Annotated in this window: 27 protein-coding genes and 2 riboswitches; of the genes, 16 read left to right on the forward strand and 11 right to left on the reverse strand. The window is 41.7% G+C overall.

What is annotated here, in order from left to right; genetic code table 11:
- Positions 1-25: 25 nt before the first annotated feature.
- From VEB00_17145 to VEB00_17155, 3 genes are all read left to right on the forward strand, one after another.
- Positions 26-1,327: a M18 family aminopeptidase gene (locus VEB00_17145; GenBank protein ID HYF84732.1), complete on the forward strand. Its 1,302-nt coding sequence runs from the start codon at positions 26-28 to the stop codon at positions 1,325-1,327.
- Positions 1,328-1,421: 94 nt separating this feature from the next.
- The gene (locus VEB00_17150; protein ID HYF84733.1) at positions 1,422-1,775 is read left to right on the forward strand and encodes a PilZ domain-containing protein; all 354 of its coding nucleotides are present in this window, start codon (positions 1,422-1,424) and stop codon (positions 1,773-1,775) included.
- Between the two features lie 268 nt (positions 1,776-2,043).
- A complete protein-coding gene (locus tag VEB00_17155; GenBank protein ID HYF84734.1) occupies positions 2,044-3,948 on the forward strand; it encodes an ABC-F family ATP-binding cassette domain-containing protein in 1,905 nt (634 codons plus the stop codon).
- A 42-nt stretch (positions 3,949-3,990) separates the two neighbouring features.
- Here VEB00_17155 and VEB00_17160 read toward each other — a convergent pair whose 3' ends face one another.
- The 3 genes from VEB00_17160 to VEB00_17170 all read right to left on the reverse strand — a co-directional run bounded on the left by VEB00_17160 (position 3,991) and on the right by VEB00_17170 (position 5,476).
- A complete protein-coding gene (locus tag VEB00_17160) occupies positions 3,991-4,344 on the reverse strand; it encodes a YmaF family protein (GenBank protein HYF84735.1) in 354 nt (117 codons plus the stop codon).
- Between the two features lie 186 nt (positions 4,345-4,530).
- On the reverse strand, positions 4,531-4,722 hold the full coding sequence (locus VEB00_17165) for an EscE/YscE/SsaE family type III secretion system needle protein co-chaperone (protein HYF84736.1): 192 nt from the start codon (positions 4,720-4,722) through the stop codon (positions 4,531-4,533).
- 100 nt (positions 4,723-4,822) lie between these two features.
- Positions 4,823-5,476 carry an SIMPL domain-containing protein gene (locus VEB00_17170; protein ID HYF84737.1) on the reverse strand — a complete coding sequence of 218 codons (654 nt, stop codon included), beginning with the start codon at positions 5,474-5,476 and terminating at the stop codon, positions 4,823-4,825.
- Positions 5,477-5,661: 185 nt separating this feature from the next.
- On the opposite strand from VEB00_17170, the gene VEB00_17175 reads away from it, so the two are divergent.
- Both VEB00_17175 and VEB00_17180 read left to right on the forward strand, forming a co-directional pair.
- Positions 5,662-6,414, forward strand: a complete 753-nt coding sequence (locus tag VEB00_17175) for an exodeoxyribonuclease III (GenBank protein ID HYF84738.1) — start codon at positions 5,662-5,664, stop codon at positions 6,412-6,414.
- A gap of 57 nt (positions 6,415-6,471) precedes the next feature.
- Positions 6,472-7,617, forward strand: a complete 1,146-nt coding sequence (locus VEB00_17180) for a DEAD/DEAH box helicase (protein ID HYF84739.1) — start codon at positions 6,472-6,474, stop codon at positions 7,615-7,617.
- Between the two features lie 59 nt (positions 7,618-7,676).
- On the opposite strand, the gene VEB00_17185 is transcribed toward VEB00_17180, so the two are convergent.
- Positions 7,677-9,305 carry an ATP-binding cassette domain-containing protein gene (locus tag VEB00_17185; GenBank protein ID HYF84740.1) on the reverse strand — a complete coding sequence of 543 codons (1,629 nt, stop codon included), beginning with the start codon at positions 9,303-9,305 and terminating at the stop codon, positions 7,677-7,679.
- A 482-nt stretch (positions 9,306-9,787) separates the two neighbouring features.
- Between VEB00_17185 and VEB00_17190 the strand changes: the two genes are divergently transcribed.
- From VEB00_17190 to VEB00_17225, 8 genes are all read left to right on the forward strand, one after another.
- Positions 9,788-10,984, forward strand: coding sequence for an MFS transporter (locus VEB00_17190; GenBank protein ID HYF84741.1), 1,197 nt, complete (start codon positions 9,788-9,790; stop codon positions 10,982-10,984).
- 122 nt (positions 10,985-11,106) lie between these two features.
- A complete protein-coding gene (locus VEB00_17195) occupies positions 11,107-12,324 on the forward strand; it encodes an MFS transporter (GenBank protein HYF84742.1) in 1,218 nt (405 codons plus the stop codon).
- 58 nt (positions 12,325-12,382) lie between these two features.
- On the forward strand, positions 12,383-13,324 hold the full coding sequence (locus VEB00_17200; GenBank protein HYF84743.1) for a YafY family protein: 942 nt from the start codon (positions 12,383-12,385) through the stop codon (positions 13,322-13,324).
- Positions 13,325-13,384: 60 nt separating this feature from the next.
- Positions 13,385-13,843 (forward strand): GyrI-like domain-containing protein, encoded by a 459-nt coding sequence (locus VEB00_17205; protein HYF84744.1) that lies wholly within the window; start codon positions 13,385-13,387, stop codon positions 13,841-13,843.
- 26 nt (positions 13,844-13,869) lie between these two features.
- Positions 13,870-14,493 (forward strand): GyrI-like domain-containing protein, encoded by a 624-nt coding sequence (locus VEB00_17210; GenBank protein HYF84745.1) that lies wholly within the window; start codon positions 13,870-13,872, stop codon positions 14,491-14,493.
- A 26-nt stretch (positions 14,494-14,519) separates the two neighbouring features.
- On the forward strand, positions 14,520-15,083 hold the full coding sequence (locus VEB00_17215; GenBank protein ID HYF84746.1) for a nitroreductase family protein: 564 nt from the start codon (positions 14,520-14,522) through the stop codon (positions 15,081-15,083).
- A 23-nt stretch (positions 15,084-15,106) separates the two neighbouring features.
- Positions 15,107-15,550, forward strand: a complete 444-nt coding sequence (locus VEB00_17220) for a DUF3788 domain-containing protein (GenBank protein ID HYF84747.1) — start codon at positions 15,107-15,109, stop codon at positions 15,548-15,550.
- A 4-nt stretch (positions 15,551-15,554) separates the two neighbouring features.
- Entirely contained in the window at positions 15,555-16,034 is a 480-nt protein-coding gene (locus tag VEB00_17225; GenBank protein HYF84748.1) for a GyrI-like domain-containing protein, read from the forward strand.
- 278 nt (positions 16,035-16,312) lie between these two features.
- On the opposite strand, the gene lipA is transcribed toward VEB00_17225, so the two are convergent.
- From lipA to gcvT, 7 genes are all read right to left on the reverse strand, one after another.
- Entirely contained in the window at positions 16,313-17,164 is an 852-nt protein-coding gene (lipA, locus tag VEB00_17230) for a lipoyl synthase (GenBank protein ID HYF84749.1), read from the reverse strand.
- A 117-nt stretch (positions 17,165-17,281) separates the two neighbouring features.
- A complete protein-coding gene (lipB, locus tag VEB00_17235; protein HYF84750.1) occupies positions 17,282-17,941 on the reverse strand; it encodes a lipoyl(octanoyl) transferase LipB in 660 nt (219 codons plus the stop codon).
- Positions 17,942-18,011: 70 nt separating this feature from the next.
- On the reverse strand, positions 18,012-18,176 hold the full coding sequence (locus VEB00_17240; GenBank protein ID HYF84751.1) for a hypothetical protein: 165 nt from the start codon (positions 18,174-18,176) through the stop codon (positions 18,012-18,014).
- Between the two features lie 179 nt (positions 18,177-18,355).
- The gene (gcvPB, locus tag VEB00_17245) at positions 18,356-19,819 is read right to left on the reverse strand and encodes an aminomethyl-transferring glycine dehydrogenase subunit GcvPB (protein ID HYF84752.1); all 1,464 of its coding nucleotides are present in this window, start codon (positions 19,817-19,819) and stop codon (positions 18,356-18,358) included.
- Complete coding sequence (gene gcvPA / locus VEB00_17250; protein ID HYF84753.1) at positions 19,816-21,159, reverse strand: aminomethyl-transferring glycine dehydrogenase subunit GcvPA; 1,344 nt, start codon at positions 21,157-21,159, stop codon at positions 19,816-19,818. Before gcvPA ends, gcvPB begins: the two co-directional genes overlap by 4 nt.
- A gap of 1 nt (position 21,160) precedes the next feature.
- Entirely contained in the window at positions 21,161-21,544 is a 384-nt protein-coding gene (gene gcvH, locus VEB00_17255; GenBank protein HYF84754.1) for a glycine cleavage system protein GcvH, read from the reverse strand.
- 133 nt (positions 21,545-21,677) lie between these two features.
- The gene (gene gcvT / locus VEB00_17260; GenBank protein HYF84755.1) at positions 21,678-22,784 is read right to left on the reverse strand and encodes a glycine cleavage system aminomethyltransferase GcvT; all 1,107 of its coding nucleotides are present in this window, start codon (positions 22,782-22,784) and stop codon (positions 21,678-21,680) included.
- 135 nt (positions 22,785-22,919) lie between these two features.
- Positions 22,920-22,997, reverse strand: a riboswitch (glycine riboswitch).
- 2 nt (positions 22,998-22,999) lie between these two features.
- Positions 23,000-23,102, reverse strand: a riboswitch (glycine riboswitch).
- A gap of 215 nt (positions 23,103-23,317) precedes the next feature.
- Here gcvT and VEB00_17265 point away from each other — a divergent pair.
- The 3 genes from VEB00_17265 to VEB00_17275 all read left to right on the forward strand — a co-directional run bounded on the left by VEB00_17265 (position 23,318) and on the right by VEB00_17275 (position 26,089).
- Complete coding sequence (locus tag VEB00_17265; GenBank protein HYF84756.1) at positions 23,318-23,800, forward strand: GNAT family N-acetyltransferase; 483 nt, start codon at positions 23,318-23,320, stop codon at positions 23,798-23,800.
- A gap of 72 nt (positions 23,801-23,872) precedes the next feature.
- On the forward strand, positions 23,873-24,826 hold the full coding sequence (locus VEB00_17270; GenBank protein HYF84757.1) for an L-lactate dehydrogenase: 954 nt from the start codon (positions 23,873-23,875) through the stop codon (positions 24,824-24,826).
- A gap of 33 nt (positions 24,827-24,859) precedes the next feature.
- Positions 24,860-26,089 (forward strand): aminopeptidase, encoded by a 1,230-nt coding sequence (locus VEB00_17275; protein HYF84758.1) that lies wholly within the window; start codon positions 24,860-24,862, stop codon positions 26,087-26,089.
- The last annotated feature ends 37 nt before the right edge of the window (positions 26,090-26,126 follow it).

Here is a 26,126-nt window from a genome sequence, read left to right on the forward strand (position 1 = left end):
TATGACTATGATTGGGGGTAAGCAAATGAATAAGGAGTTGGATTTTGCAAAGGAGCTAATAGATTTTATATATGATAGCCCGACGGCTTTCCATGCAGTTGATGTCACCCGAAAAATGCTGGAGAACCATGGCTTTGCAGAGCTCAAGGAAGAGGACAGGTGGAAGCTTCAAAAGGGCAGCAAATATTATATGATAAAAAACCACTCTGCATTGGCTGCATTTGTAGTAGGCATGAGAGAGGTCCAAGAGAATGGTTTTAAGATAATCGGTGCGCACACTGATTCTCCTACCTTCAGGATAAAACCATCAGCTGAGATGACAGCAGAGAACCACTACATCAAATTGGATACCGAAACCTACGGGTGGCCAATACTTAGCACGTGGCTGGACAGACCGCTGTCAGTGGCGGGGAGGGTTACAGTAAAGGGAGCTGACCTTTTTAACCCCATCACTAAGCTTGTGAACATTAAGAAGCCGATTCTGGTAATACCGAATCTGGCAATACATATGAACAGAAATATGAACTCAGGGGTAGAGCTGAACAAACAGAAGGATATGCTGCCACTGATGTCATTAATAAACGATAAGCTGGAAAAGGGCAATTATCTATTGAATGCCATAGCGAGGGAAATAAATGTTGAACCCTCTGATATAATTGATTTTGATTTGTTCCTGTATGAATTTGAGAAGGGGACAATAATGGGGCTTAATGATGAATTTATATCCTCTGCAAGGCTTGACGACCTTGCCATGGTGCATGCAGCGATAACAGCAATCACAAGTACTGCTGCTTCAAAGAGCACCAACGTTATGGTTTGCTTTGACAATGAAGAAGTTGGAAGTACTAGTAAGCAGGGGGCAGATTCACAGCTACTTTCGAGCATACTTGAGAGAATAGTGTTGTCAATGGGGGGAGACAGGGAAGACTTTTTTAGAGCTGTCTCAAAATCCTTCATGATATCAGCGGATTTGGCTCATGCCGTTCATCCAAATGCAGGAGATAAGCATGACCCGCAGAACAAGCCGCTGATCAACAAAGGTCCGGTAATCAAAATAAGTGCTAATATGAAATACACTACCGATAGCAACTCTTCAGCTGCATATGCAGGGATTTGCTTCAAAGCCGATGTACCTGTGCAGTGGTTTGTAAACCGTTCGGATGAACCGGGCGGCACCACTATAGGGCCTATTTCATCGTCGCACCTCCATATGCGAAGTATGGACATGGGGACACCTATTCTGGCAATGCATTCAGTGAGAGAGCTGGGTGGAGTGCTTGACCACACTTATGTGACAAGGAGCTTTGAAGAGTTTTATAGATTATAATTAGAAAACAAGAGAAAATATGATATAATTATTTGCAAGAAGTTAGCAAGGGGCAATTTAAACATTGCAAGTAAATGAAGGAGGGAAATATACTATGGAAGAAAGAAGAAAACATGATAGACTCCCACTTACGCTGGAGCTTACTATTTCTTCACTTTTTAGGCAGGATTATGAACTAATTCCCAATATAAATGAAGGCATTAAGGTCAATAATATATCAAAGTCAGGTATAGGCTTCATTTGCGGGCATGAATTGCCACTGGACTACTATTTTGATGCAAAGATTCAACTGACTCCAGATAAGTATTTTTATGCGGTATTAAAAATAGTACGCATAGATAAAACTGAAGTCGGATACAATGTGGGCTGCGAGTTTGTAGGTCTGGCAGACATACTGAGCATGAGGGTGGATTTGTACGGCGAGGAGCTGGGAGTAATCTCGAAATAGTATAAAAGGTGAATAGCAAAAAACTTGACTACAGTCGAATCATTATGACTGTGGTCTTTTTATTCTATACATTTCTTTACTATGTTGAACGCACTGAAGAATTATATTAGGGAAAAAGCGAATTCAACAGTAACAAGGTAACTTTTTGCGAAATTTGAATGATAATGCAAAATGTGTTTCGCAAAACGAATAATGTGATAAAATAATTAGGTGGGATGATTTGAAACGGTTTCCCATAAGAAAAAATGGCATTAAGAAGGGGTATCTGATGAACCTTATAAGTATAGAAAATATAACTAAAAGCTACAGTGAAAAAGTACTGCTTGATGAAATAAGCCTCGGAATAAATGATGGGGACAAAATAGGCATTGTGGGAGTAAATGGAGTAGGAAAAAGCACCCTTCTCAAAATAATTGCAGGAATTGAAAAGCCAGACGCAGGAAGGATCATTAAAGGAAATTCTGTTTCTGTTGAATATTTGCCGCAGACTCCTTATTTTGATCCTGAGGCTACAGTGCTGGAGCAGGTTTTTAAAGGTGATTCTCATGCAATGAAGTTGGTGAGGGAATACGAGATAGCTTTGGAGAACCCTGAGGCTAATTGTGAGAAGCTCTTAAAGCTCAGCAGTGAAATGGACAGGATGAATGGCTGGAGTTTGGAAAGCGAGGCAAAGGGCGTATTAACCAAGCTTGGCGTTACTGATTTTCAAGAGAAAATTGCAGTTTTATCCGGGGGTCAGAAAAAGAGGGTCGCCTTGGCAGCGGCTTTGATAAACCCTTCAGAGCTGCTTATATTGGATGAGCCTACAAATCACCTTGACAACAGGACAATAGACTGGCTGGAGGAGTACCTGGGCAAAAGGAAGGGAGCCCTTCTGATGATTACCCATGACAGGTACTTCCTGGATAGAATAGTGAATGTAATTGCTGAGTTGGATAAGGGCAAGCTCCATCTATACAAGGGCAACTACAATAACTTTATAGGGAAGAAAATAGATAGGGAAGAGCGTGAAGTCGCCAGTGAGCGTAAAAGACAGACTCTATTCAAGAAAGAGCTGGCATGGATAAGCAGGGGTGCCAAAGCCCGTACTACAAAACAGAAATCAAGAATAGAGAGGTTCGAGAATTTAAGCGAGCAAGCCGTTGATTTGTCGGAGGAAAAGCTGGAAATATCCGTGGGCAGCAGCAGGCTGGGCAGAAAGATAATTGAGCTGTCGCATATATGTAAAAGCTTCGGTGAAAATAAAGTGATTGAGGACTTCAGCTACATAGTACTGCGCAATGACAGGGTAGGCATCATCGGAGCTAACGGGAGCGGTAAAACCACTTTGATGAATATCATAGCCGGAATAGCAAAACTGGATTCCGGAATCATAGAAGTTGGCGAGACTGTCAAAATCGGTTTATTCTCACAGGATTTTTATCATATGGACGATAGCAAGAGAGTTATTGAGTATATTAAGGAGGGAGCGGAGTATCTGGAGACAGCAGAAGGAGAAAAGATAACCGCATCCCAAATGCTTGAGAGGTTCTTGTTTCCGTCTGCCGCACAGTGGACACCTTTATCGAAGCTTTCCGGCGGGGAGAAAAGAAGGCTTCACCTGCTTAGAGTACTTATGGAAGCACCCAATGTATTGCTGCTGGATGAGCCCACCAATGACCTTGATATAGAAACGCTGACCATATTAGAGGATTATATTGAGAGCTTTCCAGGGGCAGTTATAGCTGTATCTCATGACCGATACTTCCTTGATAAGACAGCAGATAAGATATTTGTCTTTGAAGGCAGGGGCAGGATAATGAAGTATACCGGCAACTACACAGATGTCAAAGAAAGCGGTGCTTTAGAAGAGATAAGCGACAGCATAGGACAGAGGATGAAGGAAAAGGATAAAGAGGCAGGCACAAGGAATGAGGCTGTAAGAGATAGGGAAAGGCCGGCGAAATTCTCCTACAAGGAACAAAAGGAATATGCGGAAATCGATGATGTCATTGCTCTTTTGGAGCAGAACCTCCAGGAGGTAGAAGGCAGACTAAGTGCTACATCCAGCGACTATGTGCTGCTCCAGCAGCTTATGGATGAAAAGGCAGTAATGGAGAGCCAATTGGAGGAAAAGATGGAGAGATGGGTTTACCTTAATGATTTAGCTGAAAGAATAGCAAAGAATAAATGAAAAAGCCGGCTTATTCAGCCGGCAAAATTATTTTACACCAAGCTATACAAGCGGGGCGTCTATAAGTGTGGCAAACTGGAAGTCATGGTCGTGACCGTCGTCAAACGTAGTCGTACCGGTGGCGAAGTGTACATGCTTTCCACCACCGACTAGAATTTGGAGGCCGGTTGTTCCTCCTACCCCGTGAAGATGGTCGAAGAAGTCTGTATCGGTCATAAAGGTGTGTACATGTCCACCTGGTACAAATATCACTTCGCTGGTGACTCCTGCAAATCTGTGGTTATGGATTTCCTCACCGTTTTCTGAAGCAAGTTTTGTGCTTCCCAGGAATTCATGATTATGGGTCTGGGCTTCCTCGGTATATTCGCATTTTTCTTCGTGTCTTTTCTTTGGCATTGTATCTTTTTCATGTTTAGAGTCGTAAGTTACCATTGGCATTCTTTTTCCCTCCTTTCGCTATAATTTCTGAGTATTTTGGTTTGTCCCACTACACAATATGCAACGGCATGAGGGGTGTTACTGTTTATATAAAAAAGAAGAATAGAGATAAATAAGGAGAGGCGTAAGCCTCTCCTTTGATTTTCAGTCTTTATAATTTGTAAGTGCAGTGCTTGTTGTATTAATTGCATTATCCACTGCATTTAAGCTGTTTTGAATCTGTTGCTTGTTTTCAGGTTTTTCAGCAGAATTAAGGGCTTGAGTTAATGTATTTTTAACAGTGCTAAGTTGGCTGGAAACATCCTGAACTTGTTGTTTTGCATTTTTTCCTGGCATATAATCGTACCTCCATAAAATCTTTATTTGACTTACAGTATTATTATCTTTACTTTGCAGAAAAAAATGCTTGTATTAATTGGATAAGAAGATGGCTTTATCATTTATATCCAAGTATAACCAAAATTATTGAAGTGATTTCTATTTGGCCGGGCATTACGGGTGTAGCTGGCGCGGACAGCTTTGCCAGAGAGGTATCATAAGTAGGTGCTCCTACACTCTTTTCTATTATTCTGCAGGGAACCCTATCAATTTCAATATCCAGGGCGGCAGCAATTTCTGATCCTTTATGAAGTGCATTCTCAATTGCCAGATTCAAAGCCATATCATAATAATGGGCTTGATCCGACAGAATAAAGCTTATATTGTCAATACGGTTGGCCCCTGAAAAGGTGGCTTTGTCTATAACCTCTCCTGCTCGGGCAATATCTTTTATAGTCACAGTTAGAAGGTTAGAAACACGATATCCCCTGAAGGTTTGCTTTCCGTCAATGAAATCGTATAAAGGATCAATAGAAAAGGCTCCTGTGCTTATTTGTTTTTTTTCAACGCCCATATTAGTGAGCATGTTTATAACTGCAGTTGATTTCACTGCATTTTCCCTTCGTGCTGCTTCCAGACTGAGGTTTTCCGTCACAACGCCCAGGTTGATGATGGCTGTATCTGGAATAGCTTTTACCGTGCCCACTCCGTTAACCTTTAAATAACCTTTTTTTGGTGCATACAAACTTGGGTTGTAATAATTATAATACATCAAAAACTCACTCTCCTTACTCAATGATTGCTTATTATATTTATGCGAACATGTGGGTATTATGATTGCAAAAACTACTTTGATACTGTGATTTTCGTCTATGGATATTGCCATAAGTTGTCACATTGCCGGATAAATGCTAAAATAATCATAATGCATAGGATAAATAACCTGGAGGGATTTGTATGAAGCTGATTTCATGGAATGTAAACGGTCTTAGAGCTTGTGCACAAAAGGGGTTTTTGGAATACTTCAAAGAAGTGGATGCTGATATTTTCTGCATTCAAGAGAGCAAGCTGCAAGAGGGACAGATAGATTTGAAGCTGGAAGGTTATCATAAGTACTGGAATTATGCGGAGAAAAAAGGCTATTCCGGGGTCGCAGTGTTCAGCAGAATTGAGCCGATAAGCTGCACCTATGGAATAAACAAGGAAGAGCATGACAAGGAAGGAAGAGTCATTACTCTGGAGTTTGAAGACTTTTATTTCGTTGTTGTATATACTCCCAACTCTAAACAGGAGCTGGAAAGGCTGGAATATAGGATGCAGTGGGAGGATGAGTTCAGAAGCCATCTCAAGGCTTTGGACAAATTGAAGCCTGTTGTGGTTTGCGGGGACGTGAATGTAGCACATAAGGAAATAGATTTGAAGAACCCCAACAGCAACAGGAGAAATGCAGGGTTTACCGACGAGGAAAGGAACAAGTTCACCGAACTGCTGGAAGCAGGATTTATAGATACTTATCGCTATTTCAATCCTGACAAGCAAGGCGCTTATACATGGTGGTCCTATCGCTTCAATTCAAGAGCCAACAACACAGGGTGGCGCATAGATTATTTCTGCATCTCTGAAAGGCTGGCTGACAGGCTGGTCAGCGCAGACATCCATCCACAGGTGCAGGGGTCGGATCACTGCCCGATAGAGTTGGTTATGAAATAGTAGAAATGGGAAAAATAATACCAAACTTATCACATTTTGTATAGCAAGGGGATAAATATGATAGATACATTTGATAAACTGGGATTGGATCCCCGTCTGGTGGAGGGCTTGAAAAAACAGGGAATTACAGAGCCCACAGGGATACAGGCGGATTCTATACAATTAGCCTTGGAGAACAAGGATATCATTGGTCAGTCACCGACAGGAAGCGGAAAGACACTGGCGTTCCTGCTGCCTATTTTTCAAAGGATAGACACAGGAAAAAGGGAGATGCAAGCATTAATACTAGCACCAACCCATGAGCTGGTCATGCAGATTGAGAAAGAAATAAGACTCCTCTCTGAGAGCTCTGGAGTTGCTGTCACTTCGGCAGCAATAATAGGAGAGGTGAACATCACCAGACAGATAGAAAAGCTCAGGGAAAAGCCCAACATAATTGTAGGTTCTGCAGGCAGAGTGCTGGAGCTTATAAAAAGGAGAAAAATAAACGCACAGACAATAAGGACCATAGTTATTGATGAGGGTGACCGAATGCTTGATGAGCATAACCTGGGCACCGTCAAGGATGTGATAAAAACAACCTTAAGGGATAGGCAGCTGATGCTCTTTTCAGCCACAATAACTGAAAAGACCTTGAATACTGCCATGGGGTTAATGAAGGACCCCCAAGTAGTCCGCGTAGAGGATGAAGGGGAAATAAGCCCTAATATCGAGCATATATATCTGGTAGCAGATCAAAGGGATAAGATTGAGGTGCTGCGAAAGCTTGTAGCTTCAGTAAAGCCTGAAAGGGCCATAGTATTCATCAATAATAGCGAGGAGCTGCGATTAGCTACTGCTAAGCTGCAGTATCATCATCTGAGCGCTTACGATATATCAGGAAATGCTTCCAAAGAAGAGCGGAAGAAGGCTCTGGAAGGCTTCAGGAAAGGCGATATAAAGCTTCTGGTTGCTTCAGATTTGGCAGCCAGGGGGCTGGATATCAAGGGAGTTACACATATATTCAATCTGGACCTGCCTGGGGATCCCAAAGGCTACCTGCACAGAGCGGGAAGAACGGGGAGAATGGGAGAGCCCGGAACGTCAGTGTTCATTGTCACAGAAAAGGAAGTTCCCTTTGTGAGAAGATGCGAGAGGGATTTTAAAATAAAAATTGAGGAGAAGATAATCTCCAGAGGAGAAATATTGGACCCTCAAAAATAAGAAGACAAAACAAAAAGGCAGCTGACATTAAGTCGACTGCCTTTTTATAATCATATTTCCTATTTGTACATTTCTTCTATCTGCTTCTGCAAATCTTCATTATCCAAATACTCATCATAGTTCATCTGTCTGTCAACAAGCCCGTTAGGAGTAATCTCTATTATCCTGTTGGCAATGGTCTGTATGAACTGATGGTCATGAGATACAAATAGTATCGTACCAGGGAAGCTTGTGAGTCCTTCATTGACTGCTGTAATGGACTCAAGATCCAAATGGTTGGTCGGCTCATCAAGGAGCAGGACATTTGCGCCGCTTAGCATCATTCTTGAAAGCATGCAGCGGACCTTCTCACCACCGGAGAGTACTTTAGCACTCTTAAGTGCTTCTTCTCCAGAGAAGAGCATTCTTCCAAGGAAGCCTCTGATAAAGGTTTCTGTTTTCTGTTCTGCATTATCTTCAGAATATTGTCTTAACCAATCCACAAGATTGAGATCTACATTAGTGAAGAATTCGGAGTTGTCCTTGGGGAAGTAGGACTGCGAAGTAGTGATTCCCCATTTGAATTCTCCACTGTCAGCTTCCAGCTCACCCATTAGTATCTTGAATAGTGTTGTCTTTGCTATACCGTCAGATCCAACGAAAGCAACCTTATCACCCTTATTGATTCTAAAGCTGACATTACTAAAGATGTTTTTGCCGTCTACTGTTTTACTCAAATTTTCTATAGTTAAAAGCTCATTACCAGCCTCTCTGTCCGGCTTGAAGCCGACAAAGGGATATTTTCTGGAAGAGGGTTGTATATCCTCAAGGGTAAGCTTTTCCAGCTGCTTCTTACGGGAGGTCGCCTGCTTTGACTTTGAGGCATTGGCGCTGAATCGCATGATAAACTCCTGTAAGTCTTTCATCTTTTCTTCTGTCTTCTTGTTCTTGTCTTTGGACATCTGCAGCATCAACTGGCTGGATTGGTACCAGAAGTCGTAGTTGCCCACATAAACCTTTATCTTGCCATAGTCTATATCTGCCATGTGTGTACACACTTTATTGAGGAAGTGTCTGTCATGGGATACTACTATAACAGTATTTTCAAAATCCAAAAGGAAGTTTTCAAGCCATCTTATAGATTTGATATCCAAATGGTTTGTCGGCTCATCCAGAAGCAGAATATGAGGATGACCAAATAAAGCTTGTGCAAGAAGTATCTTAACTTTATCGGAGCCATTCAGCTCCTTCATCTTCCTGGTGTGGGACTCTTCCATGATACCTAAGCCTGTAAGAAGTGTTGCAGCTTCAGACTCTGCTTCCCAACCATTCAGATCTGCAAACTCGCCTTCAAGCTCTGAAGCTCTCATTCCATCCTCGTCAGAGAAGTCTTCCTTTGCATAGAGATCTTCCTTCTCTTTCATTATTGCATAAAGTCTGCTGTGACCCATTATTACAGTTTCCAGCACTGCGAATTCATCGAATTCAAAGTGGTCCTGCTTAAGAACTGCAAGTCTCTCTCCAGGAGTAATGGATACATCACCTGTGTTTGGCTCAATGTCTCCGGAGAGAATTTTTAGAAACGTGGATTTTCCTGCGCCATTAGCGCCTATGAGACCATAACAGTTGCCTGGAGTGAACTTTATGTTAACATCATCAAATAATTTTCTTCCGCCATATCGTAGGCTTACATTGTTTGTACTGATCAAAACTAATACCATCCTTTAACTAGTTAAATTTTTAAACACCAAGTGCTTTTTAACACAACAAATTTCTTGTTGTTCAAGTGTTAAAAATGCACTTCCTATATTTGGTGCCGCGCCTGCTTTAGAAGTGATATACTTTACGAGGCACCAAGCAATTATATCACAAATAGCTCCAGACAACCACATTATAATGAAGATAGACTGTATTATATTGAAAAACCCTTGTAGTAGCTAATAAAATATATTACAATAAGCCTATAATACTCAAACGGAGAAATATAATGGTAAATATCAATGCTGGAATAATTGAATATCTGGCTAATGCACACGCTATTACAGGAGATTTTGGAGCACAAGGGAGAAGTGTATCCAAAATTGAATATTATGTAAACTGAAAAACCAAACTTTACTAATAAAATTTGATAGCTTTAATCCCTAAGTAAGGTTTTACTTAGGGATTTTTTGCGTTTAAGGAGAATAGAATCATGGATTATAAAATTCAATTAAAGAAAAATATAAACAAAAATTATATATATACATTACTTCAAAATATTGACCTGACCAGGGGGATCTGGATGATATACCTTGCCAGCAAAGGCATGAGCCTTACCCAATTGGGGCTGCTGGAGACGATATTCCATATAACCTCGTTTTTTATGGAGGTTCCTACCGGAGCTGTAGCGGACATATTCGGCAGGAAGATAAGCAGAATATGTGGACGGGTGCTTTCACTCGTCAGCGTCATAATACTGCTTACAGCGGATAACTTCCTCTGGTTTGCAATATCCTTTGTTTTCACAGCCTTATCTTATAACCTGGAGTCAGGTGCCGGGGATGCTCTTTTATATGATTCCCTAAAGGAAATAGGGGAAGAAGACAAGTACATGAAAATATCCGGCAATAAGGAAGTCTTCTATCAGGTTGCCGGTATTGTATCCTTCCTGCTGGGGGGTTACATGGCTACAAAGAGCTATGGCATAGCCTTTACACTAACAATTATTATAGGCGCCATCGCTCTGCTGCAGTCCTTTAGCTTTAAGGAGCCATCCATTGCTAGGAAGCATGAGGCAGAACAGAAGGGAAACATATTTGTAAATCAGCTCAAGCAGAGCATAAGCGTTGTCAGGGAAAATCCGAGGATAGGGTCTCTAATAGTATTCACAGAGATAATACTTACCTTTTGTACCTGCATATTCTTTTATTTGCAGAATTTCATGAAGGGTAATGGCTATAATGAGGCAGCAATAGGTGTTATCTACGCAGCCGCATATCTGGTCTCGGCTTTGACGGCGCCTCAGGTGCATAAAATTGAAAAAGTAATAAAAGAACAAGGCATCCTGCTGATTGTACCCTTTGTCACGGTAGCATGCTTATGGGGCATAGCACTTAGTGCATATCATTTTGTATTCTTTATAGTTCTTATGATTACAGAAGAGATCGTGTATGTTGCTATGAGTGACTATATAAACAAGATGATACCCAGTGAGAATCGTGCCACGATACTTTCCTTTGCCAGTATGGTGTTCAGCTTCTTTATGATAACAGTTTTTCCTTTTGTGGGGATGCTTGGAGACAGGTATTCGCTGGCTTTTGCGATAAAGTGTCTTGGAGGCCTGGGCATTGTGTTTGTACTGATTAACAGCTTTTTTCTGCTTGCACTAGGTTCGAGAAAGAGGGCATAGGTGGTTTGCACGAAATACGCTCTTTTTAAATTATTTGGATTCTTTGCTAAAAATTGATTTAGATATAGTTAGGCATTGTGTAAATAATAAAAGGGTGTGACGAAAGCCAAGGAGAGGAACTTATGTGTAAAGAAGCTAAGATTTTGTTGGTTATAAGTGCTTTATTTACTTTTGCCATGGGACTATCAAATATATTCGTGAATGTATTCTTTTGGAAACAAACGAATGAGTATGTGGTGATTGCAATATATCATCTGACCCATTATATTGCTACGCCCATAACTTTTGTTCTTGCGGGAATATTGGCAAAAAGGAAAAATGGGATATGGTCCCTGAGGATTGGGCTTCTGACTTATGTGTTGTTCTTCATGTTGATACTATTCTGGGGCAGCAAAGGTACGTACTATATATACTTACTGGGGATCATCTACGGTATGGCAACAGGGTTCTACTGGCTTGCCTTCAATACCCTCAGCTTTGACTTCACCCATATGAACAACAGAGATACCTTCAATGGCTTCAATGGATGCAGTGCCGGAATAGCTGCCGCAATTTCACCTATGATTTCTGCTTATATAATAAGCATTTTCAAAGGGACAAAGGGCTACAATATGGTTTTTACCATGACACTGACCACATTTGTGGTTCTTACTCTGGTAAGTTTGCTGCTAAGATGCAAGAGTTACGGGCACAGGTTGGATTTTAAAAAGGCCTTCTCACGCAATTGCGAAGAATGGAGCATTGTAAGAACATCCACCACCCTTTGGGGATTCAGAGATGTGATCATAGTCTTTCTGGTGAACATACTGACTATTGAGGCAACCAAAAGTGAGCTCTCCTTAGGAAAACTCACCCTAATCAGCTCATTGATATCCTCTGCATCATATGTCCTTGTACAGAGGGTGATAAAGCCTCCTCATAGAAGGCTGTCAATTCTAATAGGTGTATTCGGCTCATCCATAGCAGTATTGGCCTTAGCAATCAATGTGGCATATGGAACACTGGTTTTTTATATAATGATGGATGCCTTTCTTCTCCCGTTCTTTTTAATACAGCTTAACTCTGCGACATTTAATGTAATAGACCGGAACCATGAAGAAGGTATGAGGATAGAATATATGATTAACAAGGATCTGGTGCTGAATGCCGGAAGGGCTATAAGCGCATTGATATTGATTGCACTTTTATCTTTGTTCAAAGCCTCCTCATCATTAAGACTCTACTTGCTATTCCTAGGCTTGGTGCCCATTGTCTCGGGGTATTCACTTGGGAGGCTGAGGGGAGTATTTGAGGGTAAGGATTCTAAAATATCTCCCGTTCATAAGAGGATTATAAGGTGATAGTAGCGTATAGATATTGTATCTATACGCGATTTTTTTGTTGGCAGGTGGTGATAAATTGAAGCTTGACAGGTTGGTTTCTATTCTGGTGCTGCTGCTTCGGAAAGAAAGGATACAAGCCAAAGAGCTAGCAGATACGTTTGGTGTTTCTGTCAGAACAATACTTAGGGATGTAGAGGCTATAAATCTTGCGGGCATACCTATTGTGACGTATCAGGGGGCAAATGGGGGAATAGGTATTGCTGATGGTTATCGCTTGGACAGAAGTGTACTAACAGAGGATGATATGTCTACCCTTATATCCACATTGAGCGGCATTGCCGGAACAATACCCGACAGCAGGCAAGGTGTCCTCATGGAGAAGCTCAAGAATATAATGTCCTCATCGCAGCTGGAGAATCTCGACTCAAAGGTAAAACAGCTTGTAATAGACTTATCCCCATGGGGAGCTAATGAGCTTTTGAAGGAAAGCGTTGCAAGCATTAGAAAGGCAATAGAAAATCATAAGGAAATAGAATTTACATATATAGATTCCGAAGGCAAGAGGACAAGCCGCAGGGTTGAACCTTATTCTCTGGTGCTAAAGGGGCAGAAGTGGTATTTATATGCTTGGTGTCATGCTCGGCAGGACTTCAGACTCTTTAAGCTGTCCAGGATGAGGGAGCTTACTGCATCGGAAGTTTGCTATGAACCGAAGAAGGTGTCCATGGGGCAGCTTACTTATGAGGATCAGTGGAAAACTCCTGAAAATATGATTTCCCTCGAGCTAATATTTGAAAAAGAGATGGAAAGCGTTGTTACAGAATGGTTCGGTGTAGAATTGGAGAAGCTGGAGGACGGAAGGCTTCTGGCGAAAGCAGTGCTTCCGGAAAACAACTGGCTCTATGGTTTTATCTTGAGCTTCGGAATGGGTGTGGAGGTAATTAATCCCCCTCATATTCGAAAAATGCTTGCAGACATTTCAAAAGGAATATATGAAAAATATTCTCTAGGAACATGACATACAGATGTCATATATGCAGTGTTATAATCAAGAGAAAAGCCAAAGGAGGCTATAATAATGGATTATAAAATAGAATTGAAAGAGCAGGGAGTACAGCCTGTACTATCTATCAGAAAGACCACTGCAGTGGGGAATCTTCCTCAAGAACTTGGCAAAGCCTATGGGAGCATAATACAGTATCTTAATGAAATTGGTGAACAACCAACAGATGCAGCGTTTACTGCCTATTACAACATGGACATGGAGCATCTTGATGTGGAGATGGGCTTCCCGGTTTCTAAAATGCTTGCAGGGAGAGGCGTAATTGAAGCAAAAGAGATTCCAGCCGGCAAGTATGCAGCATGCATGTACAAAGGGCCTTATGCAGAGATGGTGCCGGCATATGATGCCATGAACAAATGGATAGGTGAAAACGGACTTGCAGCAACAGGTGTATCCTACGAGTTCTATTACAATTCACCCATGGATGTACCAGAAAACGAGCTGTTGACTAAGATAATGTTCCCGGTCAAATAGAGAAAAACCAGATAGGAGGTACATTTATGAAGTATGAATGGAAAAAGCAAGCCAAGGAATTGTATCTGCCGAAGAATCAGCCGGAGATGGTGATGGTGCCTCCTACGAAGTTTTTCATGCTTGATGGAAAAGGCAATCCGAACAGCGAGGAATTTTCTGAGGCAGTTGGAGTATTGTACTCACTTGCATATGCAGTGAAAATGATGCCTAAGAAGGGTGTGACCCCGGAAGGATATTTTGAATACACGGTATTCCCCTTGGAGGGAGTCTGGGACTTGGCTCCAGAGGCGCGAGGATTGGAAGTATTGGACAAGGACAGCTTGATATATACTATTATGATAAGACAACCGGATTTTGTAACTGAAGAGGTGGCGCAGGCCGCCTTGGAAAATACATTAAAGAAGACAAAGCATCCGATGCTTTCAAAGGCCAGGTTTGGAAGTACTGAAGATGGGATGTGTGTGCAAATGATGCACTTAGGCTCATATGACAATGAGCCGGGTTCCTTTGTCAAGATGGAGGAGTTTTGCAAGGCCAACAATCTGAAGAGGGTATCCAAGGTTCATAGGGAAATCTATATCTCTGATGCACGAAAAACCCCAACTGAAAAATTGCAGACGGTTCTCCGCTTTAAAGTGGAGGAAGCATAGAATACAACTATTGGAGGAATGATTTGATGATTGTCAATGAGACTTTAAAAATCATTAAGCAGCGCAGGAGTATCAGAAGTTTTAAAGAGAAACAGATCAAGAAGGAAGAATTACAGGCGGTACTGGAAGCTGGACTTTATGCTCCTAATGCTGGGGACCAGGCGTGGCATTTTACAGTAATTCAAAACAAGGAGCTGATGGGCAGACTAAATCTTGCAGCTAAAGAAGCCGCTAAGCAACTGGATATTGAAGGTTTAAGTGAAATAGCGAATAATGAGTCATACAATTGTTTCTATGGTGCACCGACACTTATCCTAGTTTCTGGCAAAGAACAGGCCATACCTCTCGAAGCGGATTGCGCTGCTGCTACTCAGAATCTGTTGCTCGCCGCAGAGTCCATCGGGCTGGGGTCGTGCTGGATTTACTTTGTCATGTTTGCTTTTAACTCACCACAAGGTCCTGAATTGCGAAAAGAACTGAAAATACCCAAGGGCTACAAGCCTTACTATTCGGCTGTGCTTGGGTATAAGGAAGATGCAGTTGCCAACGCACCTGACAGGAAGCCTAACCTCATTACATACATCAGATAATTTTAAATGAAGGAGGGGGTTGTATGGATAAAAAAGACCTTATACTGGACGGAAGCCATATGCCTACCTATAATGAAATTGATGAATATATGAATCTGCCTGCGCAGGAGCTGTGGAGGCAGATTAACCATTTTATTCAGCAGAGATATAACGTTTCACCCAAGATAATGCACAGCACGTGCACAGCAAAGCCCGGATGGAACGTGAAGTACCAGAAATCCGGCAAGTCGCTTTGTACTCTGTATCCTGATAAGGACAGCTTTGTAGCATTGGTTGTCATTACCTTGAATCTGCTGCCCGTAATTGAGGCTTTATCTGAGGAATTTACGGCAGAAGCCCTTCAGAAAGTTAGAACTGCAAAGCCCTTTAACGGGACTTTATGGTTGATGCTTCAAGTGAAAAGTGATTTGCAACTCAACGATGTTAAGCAGCTGCTGCTATTGAAGCATGAAACGAAAAGGAGATAGAGACATGGATTATAGGATAGTAGAGAGAAACGAATATGAGGTAGTAGGCAAAGTTATAAAGGTTTCTTGCAAGGATGGAGAGAACCTCAGACGCATTCCTGAATTCTGGGGGGAATGCTACGAGGATGGCACAGTCGAAAAACTGTGTGTCGCTTCTGGGGGCAAAGATTTGCTGGGTATATGTATGGATATGGAGTTTGAAAAGGAACAGTTTACCTATATGATTGCTGTAGAGGGTAATGATATCACAAAGGACAGCAATCTAGCAGTGAGAACAATACCAGCTGCAACCTGGGCTGTATTTACCTCTGTCGGACCGCTGCCCGGAGCTATACAAAAGGTAATAGAAAAAATATATCAGGAATGGCTGCCGGCAACAGGCTACGAGCATGCGGAAGCGCCCGAACTTGAGGTCTATCCTCTGGGAGATACTACGGCTGAAGATTACCGCTGTGAAGTATGGGTACCGGTCGTTAAGAAATAAGTCCAAGTTAAGTATATTTACATTTAATAAATAATGCGTCTAAAGCAACGGGGAAACGGGTACCACTGAACACACGGATGTTCCACGGATTCCTACGGAATAACACTGTTAATTTTATATAATATATTGCAACAATAGAGAATTTTGATGGTTACTTCATTATCGATTATCATTAATGTCTCAGAATATTTTTTCCGCCGTGTATTCAGTGGGTTTCAGTGTTTTTCCGAAGGAAATCAGTGGTTCCAGTACTCCCCGTTCCTTTATGTCGCAGTTTTCTATTTTCCTTCAAGCATCTCAGCTGCATTATAGGAGCTTCTTACAAGAGGAGCTGAAGCAACAAAGGAAAAGCCCAGACTCAGAGCCTTTTCCTTATACATTTTGAAAACATCCGGTGATATATACTCTACGACCGGATAGTGCTTTGCACTTGGAGCCAGATATTGTCCGACGGTCAGGAAATCGCAGCCTGCCAAGCGCAGGTCCTTAAATACCTCAATGACTTCTTCTTCCTTCTCCCCAAGGCCTACCATGATTCCTGATTTGGTCAACACACTGCTGTCTATTGACTTTACCCTCTTTAAAAGCTCCAGAGAGCGCTCATATAGGGCTGAGGGACGTACTTCCGAATATAATCTCGGCACTGTTTCAACATTATGGTTCAATATTTCCGGTTTTGCTTTTACAACTGTCTCCAATGCTTCAAAGCTCCCCCGTAAATCAGGAATCAGCACCTCTACAACCATATCACTTTTTAGTGCCTTTATTGCCTTAATCACTTTGGAAAAGTGCTTTGCTCCCCCATCGGGCAAATCATCCCTCGTCACAGAAGTTATAACAACATGCTTTAGCCCAAGCTCAAGGGCAGCTTTAGCAACATTCTGCGGCTCATCCGGGTCAACAACTTGTGGTTCTGCATGAGTAACATTGCAGAAGCGGCAGTTTCTGGTGCATTGGCTGCCCAGTATCATAAAGGTTGCAGTCTTTTTGCTGAAGCATTCCATTCTGTTCGGGCAATTTGCCTCTTCACATACTGTGTTTAAGGAGAAGCGTTGAAGAATCTCTTTTACATAATCCAAGCTGCGTCCTTTGTTCAAATCTATTCTAAGCCATTCAGGCTTTCTTTTCATTTCCACAGAATTCACCCCCTAGTTTTAATGTATTAAAACATTCCTTAATATTACCCAGTCGTGGGTTGAAGCCGCATCGCTGACAGGCAAAGCCTTGCCTGGAAGGGCAATGTATAATTAAAGGGATAGCTCTTCGAAGCTATCATAATCAAAAGTCTTATAAAAGTAATCAAGTACCATTTTATTAGCAGTATCAAAGTCTATATCGTTCCCTGTAATACGCTGCAGGGAGGTAACGCCTTTTCCGGATATTCCGCAAGGTACAATAAGCTTGAAATGCTCCAGATTTGTGTTCACATTAAAAGCAAAGCCGTGCATAGTGACACCACGCTTCACTGCCAAGCCAATAGCAGTAATCTTGTTGCTTCCTACCCATACTCCGGGGAACTCAGGGTTTATTCCACTATCGATGTGATAGTTTTCTTTGAGCAGTTTAATAAAGGTATTCTCAAGTCTTTCTACAAATTCTCTGATGCCGATGCCTTTATCTCTCAATCCGACTATAGGATATCCTACAATCTGGCCAGGGCCATGGTAGGTTACATCTCCGCCCCGCTCAATATTATATACTCCGATTCCATTATCTTTAAGATATTTCTCAGGCACAACTACGTTAGACTCTATTGCGTTCCTTCCCAGTGTTATGACAGGGGGGTGTTCAACCAGGATTAGGGTGTCCCCAATCTCACATTTTTGCCTTTTTTCCAGGATGTCATGCTGCACATCCCAGGCTTCTTTATAATCGCATCTTCCTAAATGCAATACATTTAACTTCATTACCCCCAACTCCTTTATAGCCGTATATGTCATTGCGAGCTGCCATATGGCAGCTCGCAATGACTTTAACTTAGCTTATTAACTGATAACGGAAAATCAATATCGCTTCATTGTCCTTTTCTTTAACGTCGCCCTTAAGCAGGGTTGCCACCCTGTTGTCGTCAAGGGTTATATTGGAGCCTGCTGCGCTCTCCATATATTTTTTAACCTCGGCAGCTTGGCTTGGATCTACCATCTCTTTCACGCCCCAGGCATGTGCAAGCACGCTTGCAGCGTCTCAGGTATCACAGAGTTTTGCTATTCTTTCTATTACAGATGCTTCGATACTGTCTTTCAGAGCTTTTTCGATATTTCCATCATGTGCAAATAGCATTCCCGTACCTCCTTCATATCGTTCTGCAATTATTGCAACGTCTATTGTTTATTGCCGTCCCATTTTATTATAAGATTTCTTGCTGCTTTAACTTCATCAACTCTTCTTACCATTGTATCGTGGGGAGCCGTTTTTAATATTTCCGGATTCACTTTGGCTTCTTCGGCAATTTTAATCATTATGTCGATGAAGGTATCAAGAGTTTCCAGACTTTCAGTCTCTGTCGGCTCTATCATGATAGCATCATGTACTATGAGCGGGAAGTAAATTGTCGGAGGATGATAGCCATAGTCGAGAAGACGTTTAGCAACATCCAGTGTAGAAAGATGATTTTCGTTTTCCAGAAGTCCGCCCAAAACAAATTCATGCTTGCATATCTGTTTTATTGCCACATCGTAATGGTTCTTCAGCCTGCTCATTATATAGTTTGCATTGAGTACTGCCTTCTGGCTTACTTCCTTCAAGCCTTCTCCGCCCATAGAGAGTATGTAGGCATAGGCTTTTACTGCCACTCCGAAATTACCATAGAAGTTTTTGACCTTGCCTATGGAATAAGGTTTGTCATAGTCAAGTACATAGGAGTCACCCTTTTTCTCTACAACAGGGACAGGGAGGAATTTAACGAGATTACTTTTGACTCCTACCGGTCCGCTTCCTGGCCCGCCTCCGCCATGAGGAGTAGAGAAGGTCTTATGCAAATTGAGGTGAATTACATCAAAGCCCATATCTCCGGGCCTTGCTATTCCCATGATTGCATTTGCATTTGCTCCGTCATAATAAAGCAGTCCTCCTGCTTCATGAACCAGGTCAGCTATTTGCTTTATGTTTTGCTCGAAAAGACCAAGGGTGCTCGGATTTGTCAGCATTAAGCCGGCAATCTCATCACTTAGTACGGCCTTGAGTTTTTCAAGGTCAACAGCTCCGTTTTCATTAGATTCTATTTCCACAATTTCAAAACCGGCAACAGCTGCACTTGCTGGATTTGTTCCGTGGGCGGAGTCAGGAACTATTATCTTGTTTCTTTTGCTGTCTCCGCGACTGTCGTGGTATGCCTTGATAATCATCAATCCTGTCAGTTCTCCATGAGCTCCGGCCGCAGGTTGAAGGCTGACCCTTTCCATCCCGCTTATCTCAGAAAGCATATTATCAAGATTATACATAAGTTCAAGTGCTCCCTGAACAGTTTCCACAGGCTGGAGAGGATGAATATTGCTGAATCCATCAAAGGCTGCTATATCCTCGTTTATTTTGGGGTTATACTTCATTGTACAGGAACCCAGAGGGTAGAAGCCTGTATCAACGCCATAATTCTTATTGGAGAGGTTTGTAAAGTGCCTTACCACATCTACTTCGCTAACCTCTGGCAGGTCAACTTCCTTTTCTCTTAAGAATGAAGCAGGAATTATGCTGTCCAGTCCAGCTTCCGGAACATCGCAAGGTGGTAGGCTATAGGCTTTTCTTCCTTCTTTTGAAAGCTCAAAAATCAGCTTATTGTAATTCTTCATCTTACTACCTCCATTGCCTGGGCTAGCTTGTCAATCTGTTCTTTTGTCCTCTTTTCAGTAACACATAGAAGTAATCCGTTCTTTAGTTCAGGATATTCCTTATCCAGCTCAAAGCCTCCAAGGATGTTCTGGTTCAGTAGCTCATTATTAACCTTGCTGCCGGAAGCTTCGCCAACTACCGCGAATTCCTTGAAGAAAGGCTTATTAAACATCGGCTTGAATTTCCCGTTTTTCGTAAGCTGCTTCATTGCGTAGTGCGCTTTCTTTGCGCTTTGCTCTGCTACCTCCTTAATGCCTTCCTTGCCTAAGGTAGTCATATAAATTGTAGCCATAAGAGCATTAAGTCCTTGATTGGAGCAGATGTTCGAGGTTGCCTTGTACCTGCGGATATGCTGCTCTCTAGCCTGCAGCGTCAGTACGAAAGCTCTTTTGCCATCAACATCTTCAGATTGGCCTACAATTCTTCCAGGCATCTTTCTCATCAGCTTGGAGGTGGTGGCGAGGAATCCCAAGTAAGGTCCTCCAAAGCTCATGGTGTTACCCAGGGACTGCCCTTCGCCAACGACTATGTCCACTCCTGACTCTGCGGGACTTTTCAGTATTCCCAGAGAGATAGGGTCTACATAATCTATTAGCACTGCTTTGTTTTCATGGGTTATCTTTTCAACTTCTGTCAAATCCTCAATTATTCCGAAGAAGTTGGGGTTCTGTACAATAACACCGGCGGTACCTGCAGCTGCAAGAGTCTTCAGCTTTTCAACATCAGTCACACCGTCTGCCATATCAACTTCAATAACATTTACATCACGGAATCTCATGTAGCTCTTCAGTACCTTTCTGACTTCCGGATGTACTGTTTTTGATACAATTATTGAACTTTGCCTTGCCTGCTCTACTGCCATCATAGCGGCTTCAACACAGGCAGTTGCTCCGTCATACATTGAGGCATTGGTGACATCCATGCCGGTCAGGCTGCAAATCATTGTCTGATACTCAAAAATGATTTGTAGGGTACCCTGGCTTATTTCCGGTTGATAGGGAGTATATGCAGTATAAAACTCTGATCTCATTGCCAGGTGTCTTACAATAGAAGGAATATAGTGGTCATATGCGCCTGCTCCAAGGAAGCAGACTAAATCGTCAGTACTTTTATTTGAAACACTGAGGCTCTTCATATGGCTGGAAAGCTCCAACTCTGAAAGAGCGCTTTGGATATTAAGCTTTCTCCCAAGACGGAGTTCCTTTGGTATATCTATGAATAAATCTTCAACTGACTTTGCTCCGATGCTATCAAGCATCAGCTTTTCATCAGATTCGGTATTTGGCATATACCTATGCATATTATGCCTCCTTACTGCAGAATTCCTTGTACTCCTGCTCGTTCATGAGGGTATTGATACTAGCTTTGTCTGTTAATTCTACTATTACAATCCAGTTTCCATATGGATCCTCATTTATAAGCTGTGGTGAATCTGATAACGCTTCATTTACCTCAAGTACTTTACCGGAAATCGGGAGGTATGAGTCAGAAGCTGCTTTTACGGATTCGATAACTCCGAAAACGTCTCCGGCATTGATTTGGTCACCTACTGCTGGTAATTCTACATAAACGATTTCACCTAAAGCGTGTTGTGCGTAATCTGTAATTCCTACATAGGCTTTTTCCCCTTCGATTCTAACCCATTCGTGATCATTTGAATAAAGCAATCCTGATTTTGTTTCCATTTTACATTCCTCCAAATTATTATTTTGTATTATAACGAGTAGGAGCGTTTATTCCACATTAATCTGTCACGCTCCGTAAACGAGTTTCAAAAAAGGCTACCTTAGTCGTTAAAATATTTAATTGATGCCTTTTTTACATTTTGTAGTTCTTACTATAGAATTTCCTGCTTATAATCTTGGCCTTCACTGCATTTTTTCTTATCTGAATTTCTAATGGGCCACCAAGCACAGCATATTCGATATCAACCATTGCCAGACCGATAGACTTCTTTACTGTGGGAGAGTTGTAACCGGTTGTCACAAAGCCAATAACCTTGCCATTGGATAATACATCATATCCATGTCTCGCTATTCCAGGGCCTTCCATCTCAAATCCAACTATCTTTCTCTTCAAGCCTTCTGATTTTTGTTTTACAAGTGCATCTTTACCTATGAAATTAGGCTTGTTGAGCTTTACAAAGTTGCCGAAGCCTGCTTCCAAAGGTGTGATTTCTGGTGAAAGCTCATTTCCATAAAGGGGCAGATTGGCTTCGAATCTGAGTGTATCCCTGCAACCAAGTCCTGTTGGCATTGCGCCCTTATTTTTACCTGCTTCAAGTATTCTATCCCATACCTGTTCAGCATCTTCATGCTTCATATAGATTTCAAAGCCGTCTTCTCCGGTGTAGCCGGTACGGGATACCAGACAGTTCCTGCCTGCTATTTTAACATTAGTTTTGAAGTAGAAGAAAGCAATTTCATTGAGGTCTGTATCAGTGAGCTCCTGCAGTATTTCCTGTGCTTTTGGTCCTTGCAGAGCAACTTCCGATACGTCTGGGGAAATGTTCTTAAGCTCAACATCATAGTTTCCTACATTGTCCTTCATCCATTGGAAGTCCTTATCAACGTTGCTGGCATTGATTACAAGCAAATAAAAATCATTAGTATGCTTATAGACCAGAAGATCGTCAACAATACCTCCGCTAGGGTAGCACATCATGCCGTAAATAACTTGGGTTTCATTCATTACTGACACATCATTGGTGACCAGATTCTGGACAAAATCTGTTGCCTGGCTTCCCCTGACTTCAACTTCACCCATATGGGATACGTCGAAAAGTCCTGCAGTGTTTCTTACAGCTTCATGTTCTGCTGTAAGGCCTTCATACTGCACCGGCAGGGCCCATCCTGCAAAATCGATGACTTTTCCACCGTATTTTCCGTGGGCATTGTAAAGGGCTGTCTTTTTTGGGTCACTCATTAGCATGCTCCTCCTTTTAATTTTGTGTAGTTCAATAATCCATGCTGCTTATATCAATTAATGTCATGGATAGTTATATATTATGCAAATAAAAAAGGGATATAATAGCATAATAATTAAACCTGCCATTATATCCCTCTGTCTATTTGCCTGAGAGCTTCTACACTCAAAATGTATTTCTCCTACGGCGCCGCTTAGCGGACTCTTCAGAGGTCCATCCAATGGCGATCCATTTGCCTGAAAGTGTCTATAAAAAGAAGGCTTGCTCTTCATATTGCTTCTTCGGCTATCCTTATAGATATCTCTCGCCATTTTCATTTGGGTCAATCTTAATTCACTTAACTTAATTATATAAATTCAGTCCGAATATTACAACAATTGATATTTCTTTAACTTACATAACTGCACTATATTATAAATAGCTTACTATGAGTTCTTATCTTTTTTTTATAGACAGCTTGGGAAAAAGCTTGTACTGTATACATAGAAGTAAAGTAATTGAAAAGAAGAAAAAGCAAGAAGGAGGAGATACAGTGATAAAGCGATTAGATACCAAGGATAGCAAAATAGCAGAACAAATAGTAGATTTGCAGAAAAGGTCATATATAATGGAGGCAGAGCTCATTGACTTTTATGATATTCCTCCCTTGAAGGATACTATAGACACAATAATTCAGTGCGATGAAGTTTTCTACGGCTATTATGAGGATGAAGTGCTGGCAGGTTTGATCTCGTATAAGCTGGAGGAAGGCTTGCTGGACATCTATAGAGTTGCAGTACACCCGGAGTATTTCAGAAAAGGCATAGCCAGACAAATGATAGAGTTCATTGAGGATATGAATAAGGGAATAGAAAGGATAATTGTCTCCACCGGATTGAAGAACCAGCCGGCTGTGAGCTTATACTTAAAGCTGGGCTTCAGGAAATTAGATGAAGCTGAAGTTGAGGAAGATATTTATATAGTTACTTTTGAAAAAGAAGGAGTAAGGCCTGGCACAAACTTGAATTTCTGGTAGGCATGCACATATAAATCAATTATAATAATGAGTGGATTGGTCTTTTAATAAAGTTGTTTTGGGGTGATATTTGTGGCAGATAAAGCAGGTAAAGTTACTATAGTCGGAGCCGGTACTATAGGTCCGACGGTAGCATATGCCCTCATGCTTAAAGAGTTGGTATCGGAAATCGTATTGGTGAACAGAGATGCGACAAAAGGTGCGGCAAAGGCCTCAGACCTATCCCACTGCGGACCCCTTGCAGGAGGTATCAAAGTAAGATATGGGGGCTTTGAGGCGACCGAGGATTCGGAAATTGTTGTTATAACTGTGGGAGCGATGGCAGACAAGAATGGAACCAGAATGGATGTGCTTAAAAATAATATAAATATATTTAAGGAAATTATTCCGGAGGTGGCAAAATACAGCCCCAAAGCGGTAATCATAATAGTGACAAATCCTCTGGATGCGATGACCTATGTGGCATATAAACTCTCTGGTTTTCCACCTGAAAGGGTTATCGGCTCTGGGACATTATTGGATACCATGCGGTTCAGACATATAATCAGCAGTAAGCTCGGAATTGATTCCTCCACCATTGAAGCAGAGGTAATAGGAGAACACGGCGATTCTATGATTCCGTTATGGAGCAGGGTAAAGGTCGGTGGCACTCCGTTGGAGGATTACCTGGATATGAAGGGACTGCTTATAAGCGCTGAAGACAAGATGGAAATTGCAAAAGAAACTGAAAGGGCAGGGTGGAACATAAGGCTTGGCAATGTGCATTCCTGTTATGGAATAGCCTTGTCTGCCGTTAAAATCATTGAATGCATTCTGGGCTTTTCAGAGGATATAGTATCTGTTTCTACGATGCTGAGGGGGGAATATGGGTTAAGTGATGTGTTTTTAAGTGTCCCTGTTCAACTAGGCAAAAGGGGAATAGAAAAGGTGAATATTTTGGATTTGTCTGAAGATGAGAAAGAGCTACTGGTTAAATCTGCTAAGATATTGACAAGCTATATTCGAGAAGCCGACAGTATGTTTTAAAAGACCATATTAAATAATAGAAGGAGTTAAGCTATGAATAAAGTTATGCTAGAAAAGTATGCCCGCCTTATTGTAAAGGCCGGGATAAATCTTCAGAAGGGGCAGATACTCGTAATCAGTACACCCGTAAGTTGCGCGGATTTTACAAGGGAAATAGCCGAAATCGCCTACAAGGAAGGGGCAAAGGATGTAGTAATTAATTGGAGAGATGATTTATTCTCAAGAATCAGGTTCTTACATGCTCCAGAGGAGGTTTTTGAAGAGTTTCCTCAGTGGAGAAAGGAGTTCTATGTATCTTATGCCAGGTTAGGCGCTGCATTTTTGACAATTGAGGATGATGATCCAGAGGTAATGAAGGATGTAAACCCTGAGAGAATAATGAAGAACATCAGAACAACTCAAACAGCAGTAAAAGAATATAGGGATAGACTTATGAGCAACAAAAATCCATGGTGTGTAGTAGCAATTCCTTCAGCAGCATGGGCTAAAATGGTTTTCCCGGAAGTTTCAGAAGTGGAAGCGGTAGAGAGACTTTGGCAGGAGATATTTAAGACAGTCAAGGCAGATACAGAAGACCCTGTTGCTGCGTGGGAAGAGCATAAAAGCAATCTTAAGCGCAGTTTAGGCTTTTTAAATACCAATAACTTTAAGCTGCTGCGTTATAAAAATTCATTAGGTACTGATTTGACAGTTGAGCTTCCTGATGGTCATGTATGGCTGGGTGGCTCCGAGTACACACCCGAAAACCTTGAATTCATTGCCAATATGCCAACGGAAGAAGTATTCACTTTACCCAAAAAGTCAGGGATTAATGGCAGAGTAGTAAGCAGCAAGCCTCTTAGCTACAATGGCAGTATCATTGACAGGTTTTCAATTACTTTTAAAGACGGAAGAATTGTGGATTATACTGCGGAGAAGGGTTATGATACTTTAAAAAGCATTATCGAAACAGATGAAGGAGCCCATTATCTTGGGGAAGTTGCATTGGTTCCATATGACTCACCGATATCAAAATCAGGAATATTGTTCTACAATACACTTTTCGATGAAAATGCGTCCTGTCATCTGGCAATAGGAAAGGCATACCCAATATGTATAAAGAACAGTGATGGCATGACAAAGGAACAGCTGGAGAATGCAGGAGTAAATGATTCCTTTATGCATGTAGACTTTATGGTTGGATCACGGGACCTTGAAATAACAGGAACTACAACAGAGGGAAAAGAAGTGCCTGTATTTAGGAATGGCAACTTTGCATTCTAGTTTGCAGAGCAGCTATAAGCAAAAAGCAATAAAAGAG

It is taken from the genome of Clostridia bacterium, assembly GCA_035628995.1.
Classification (GTDB): Bacteria; Bacillota; Clostridia; order Lutisporales; family Lutisporaceae; genus BRH-c25.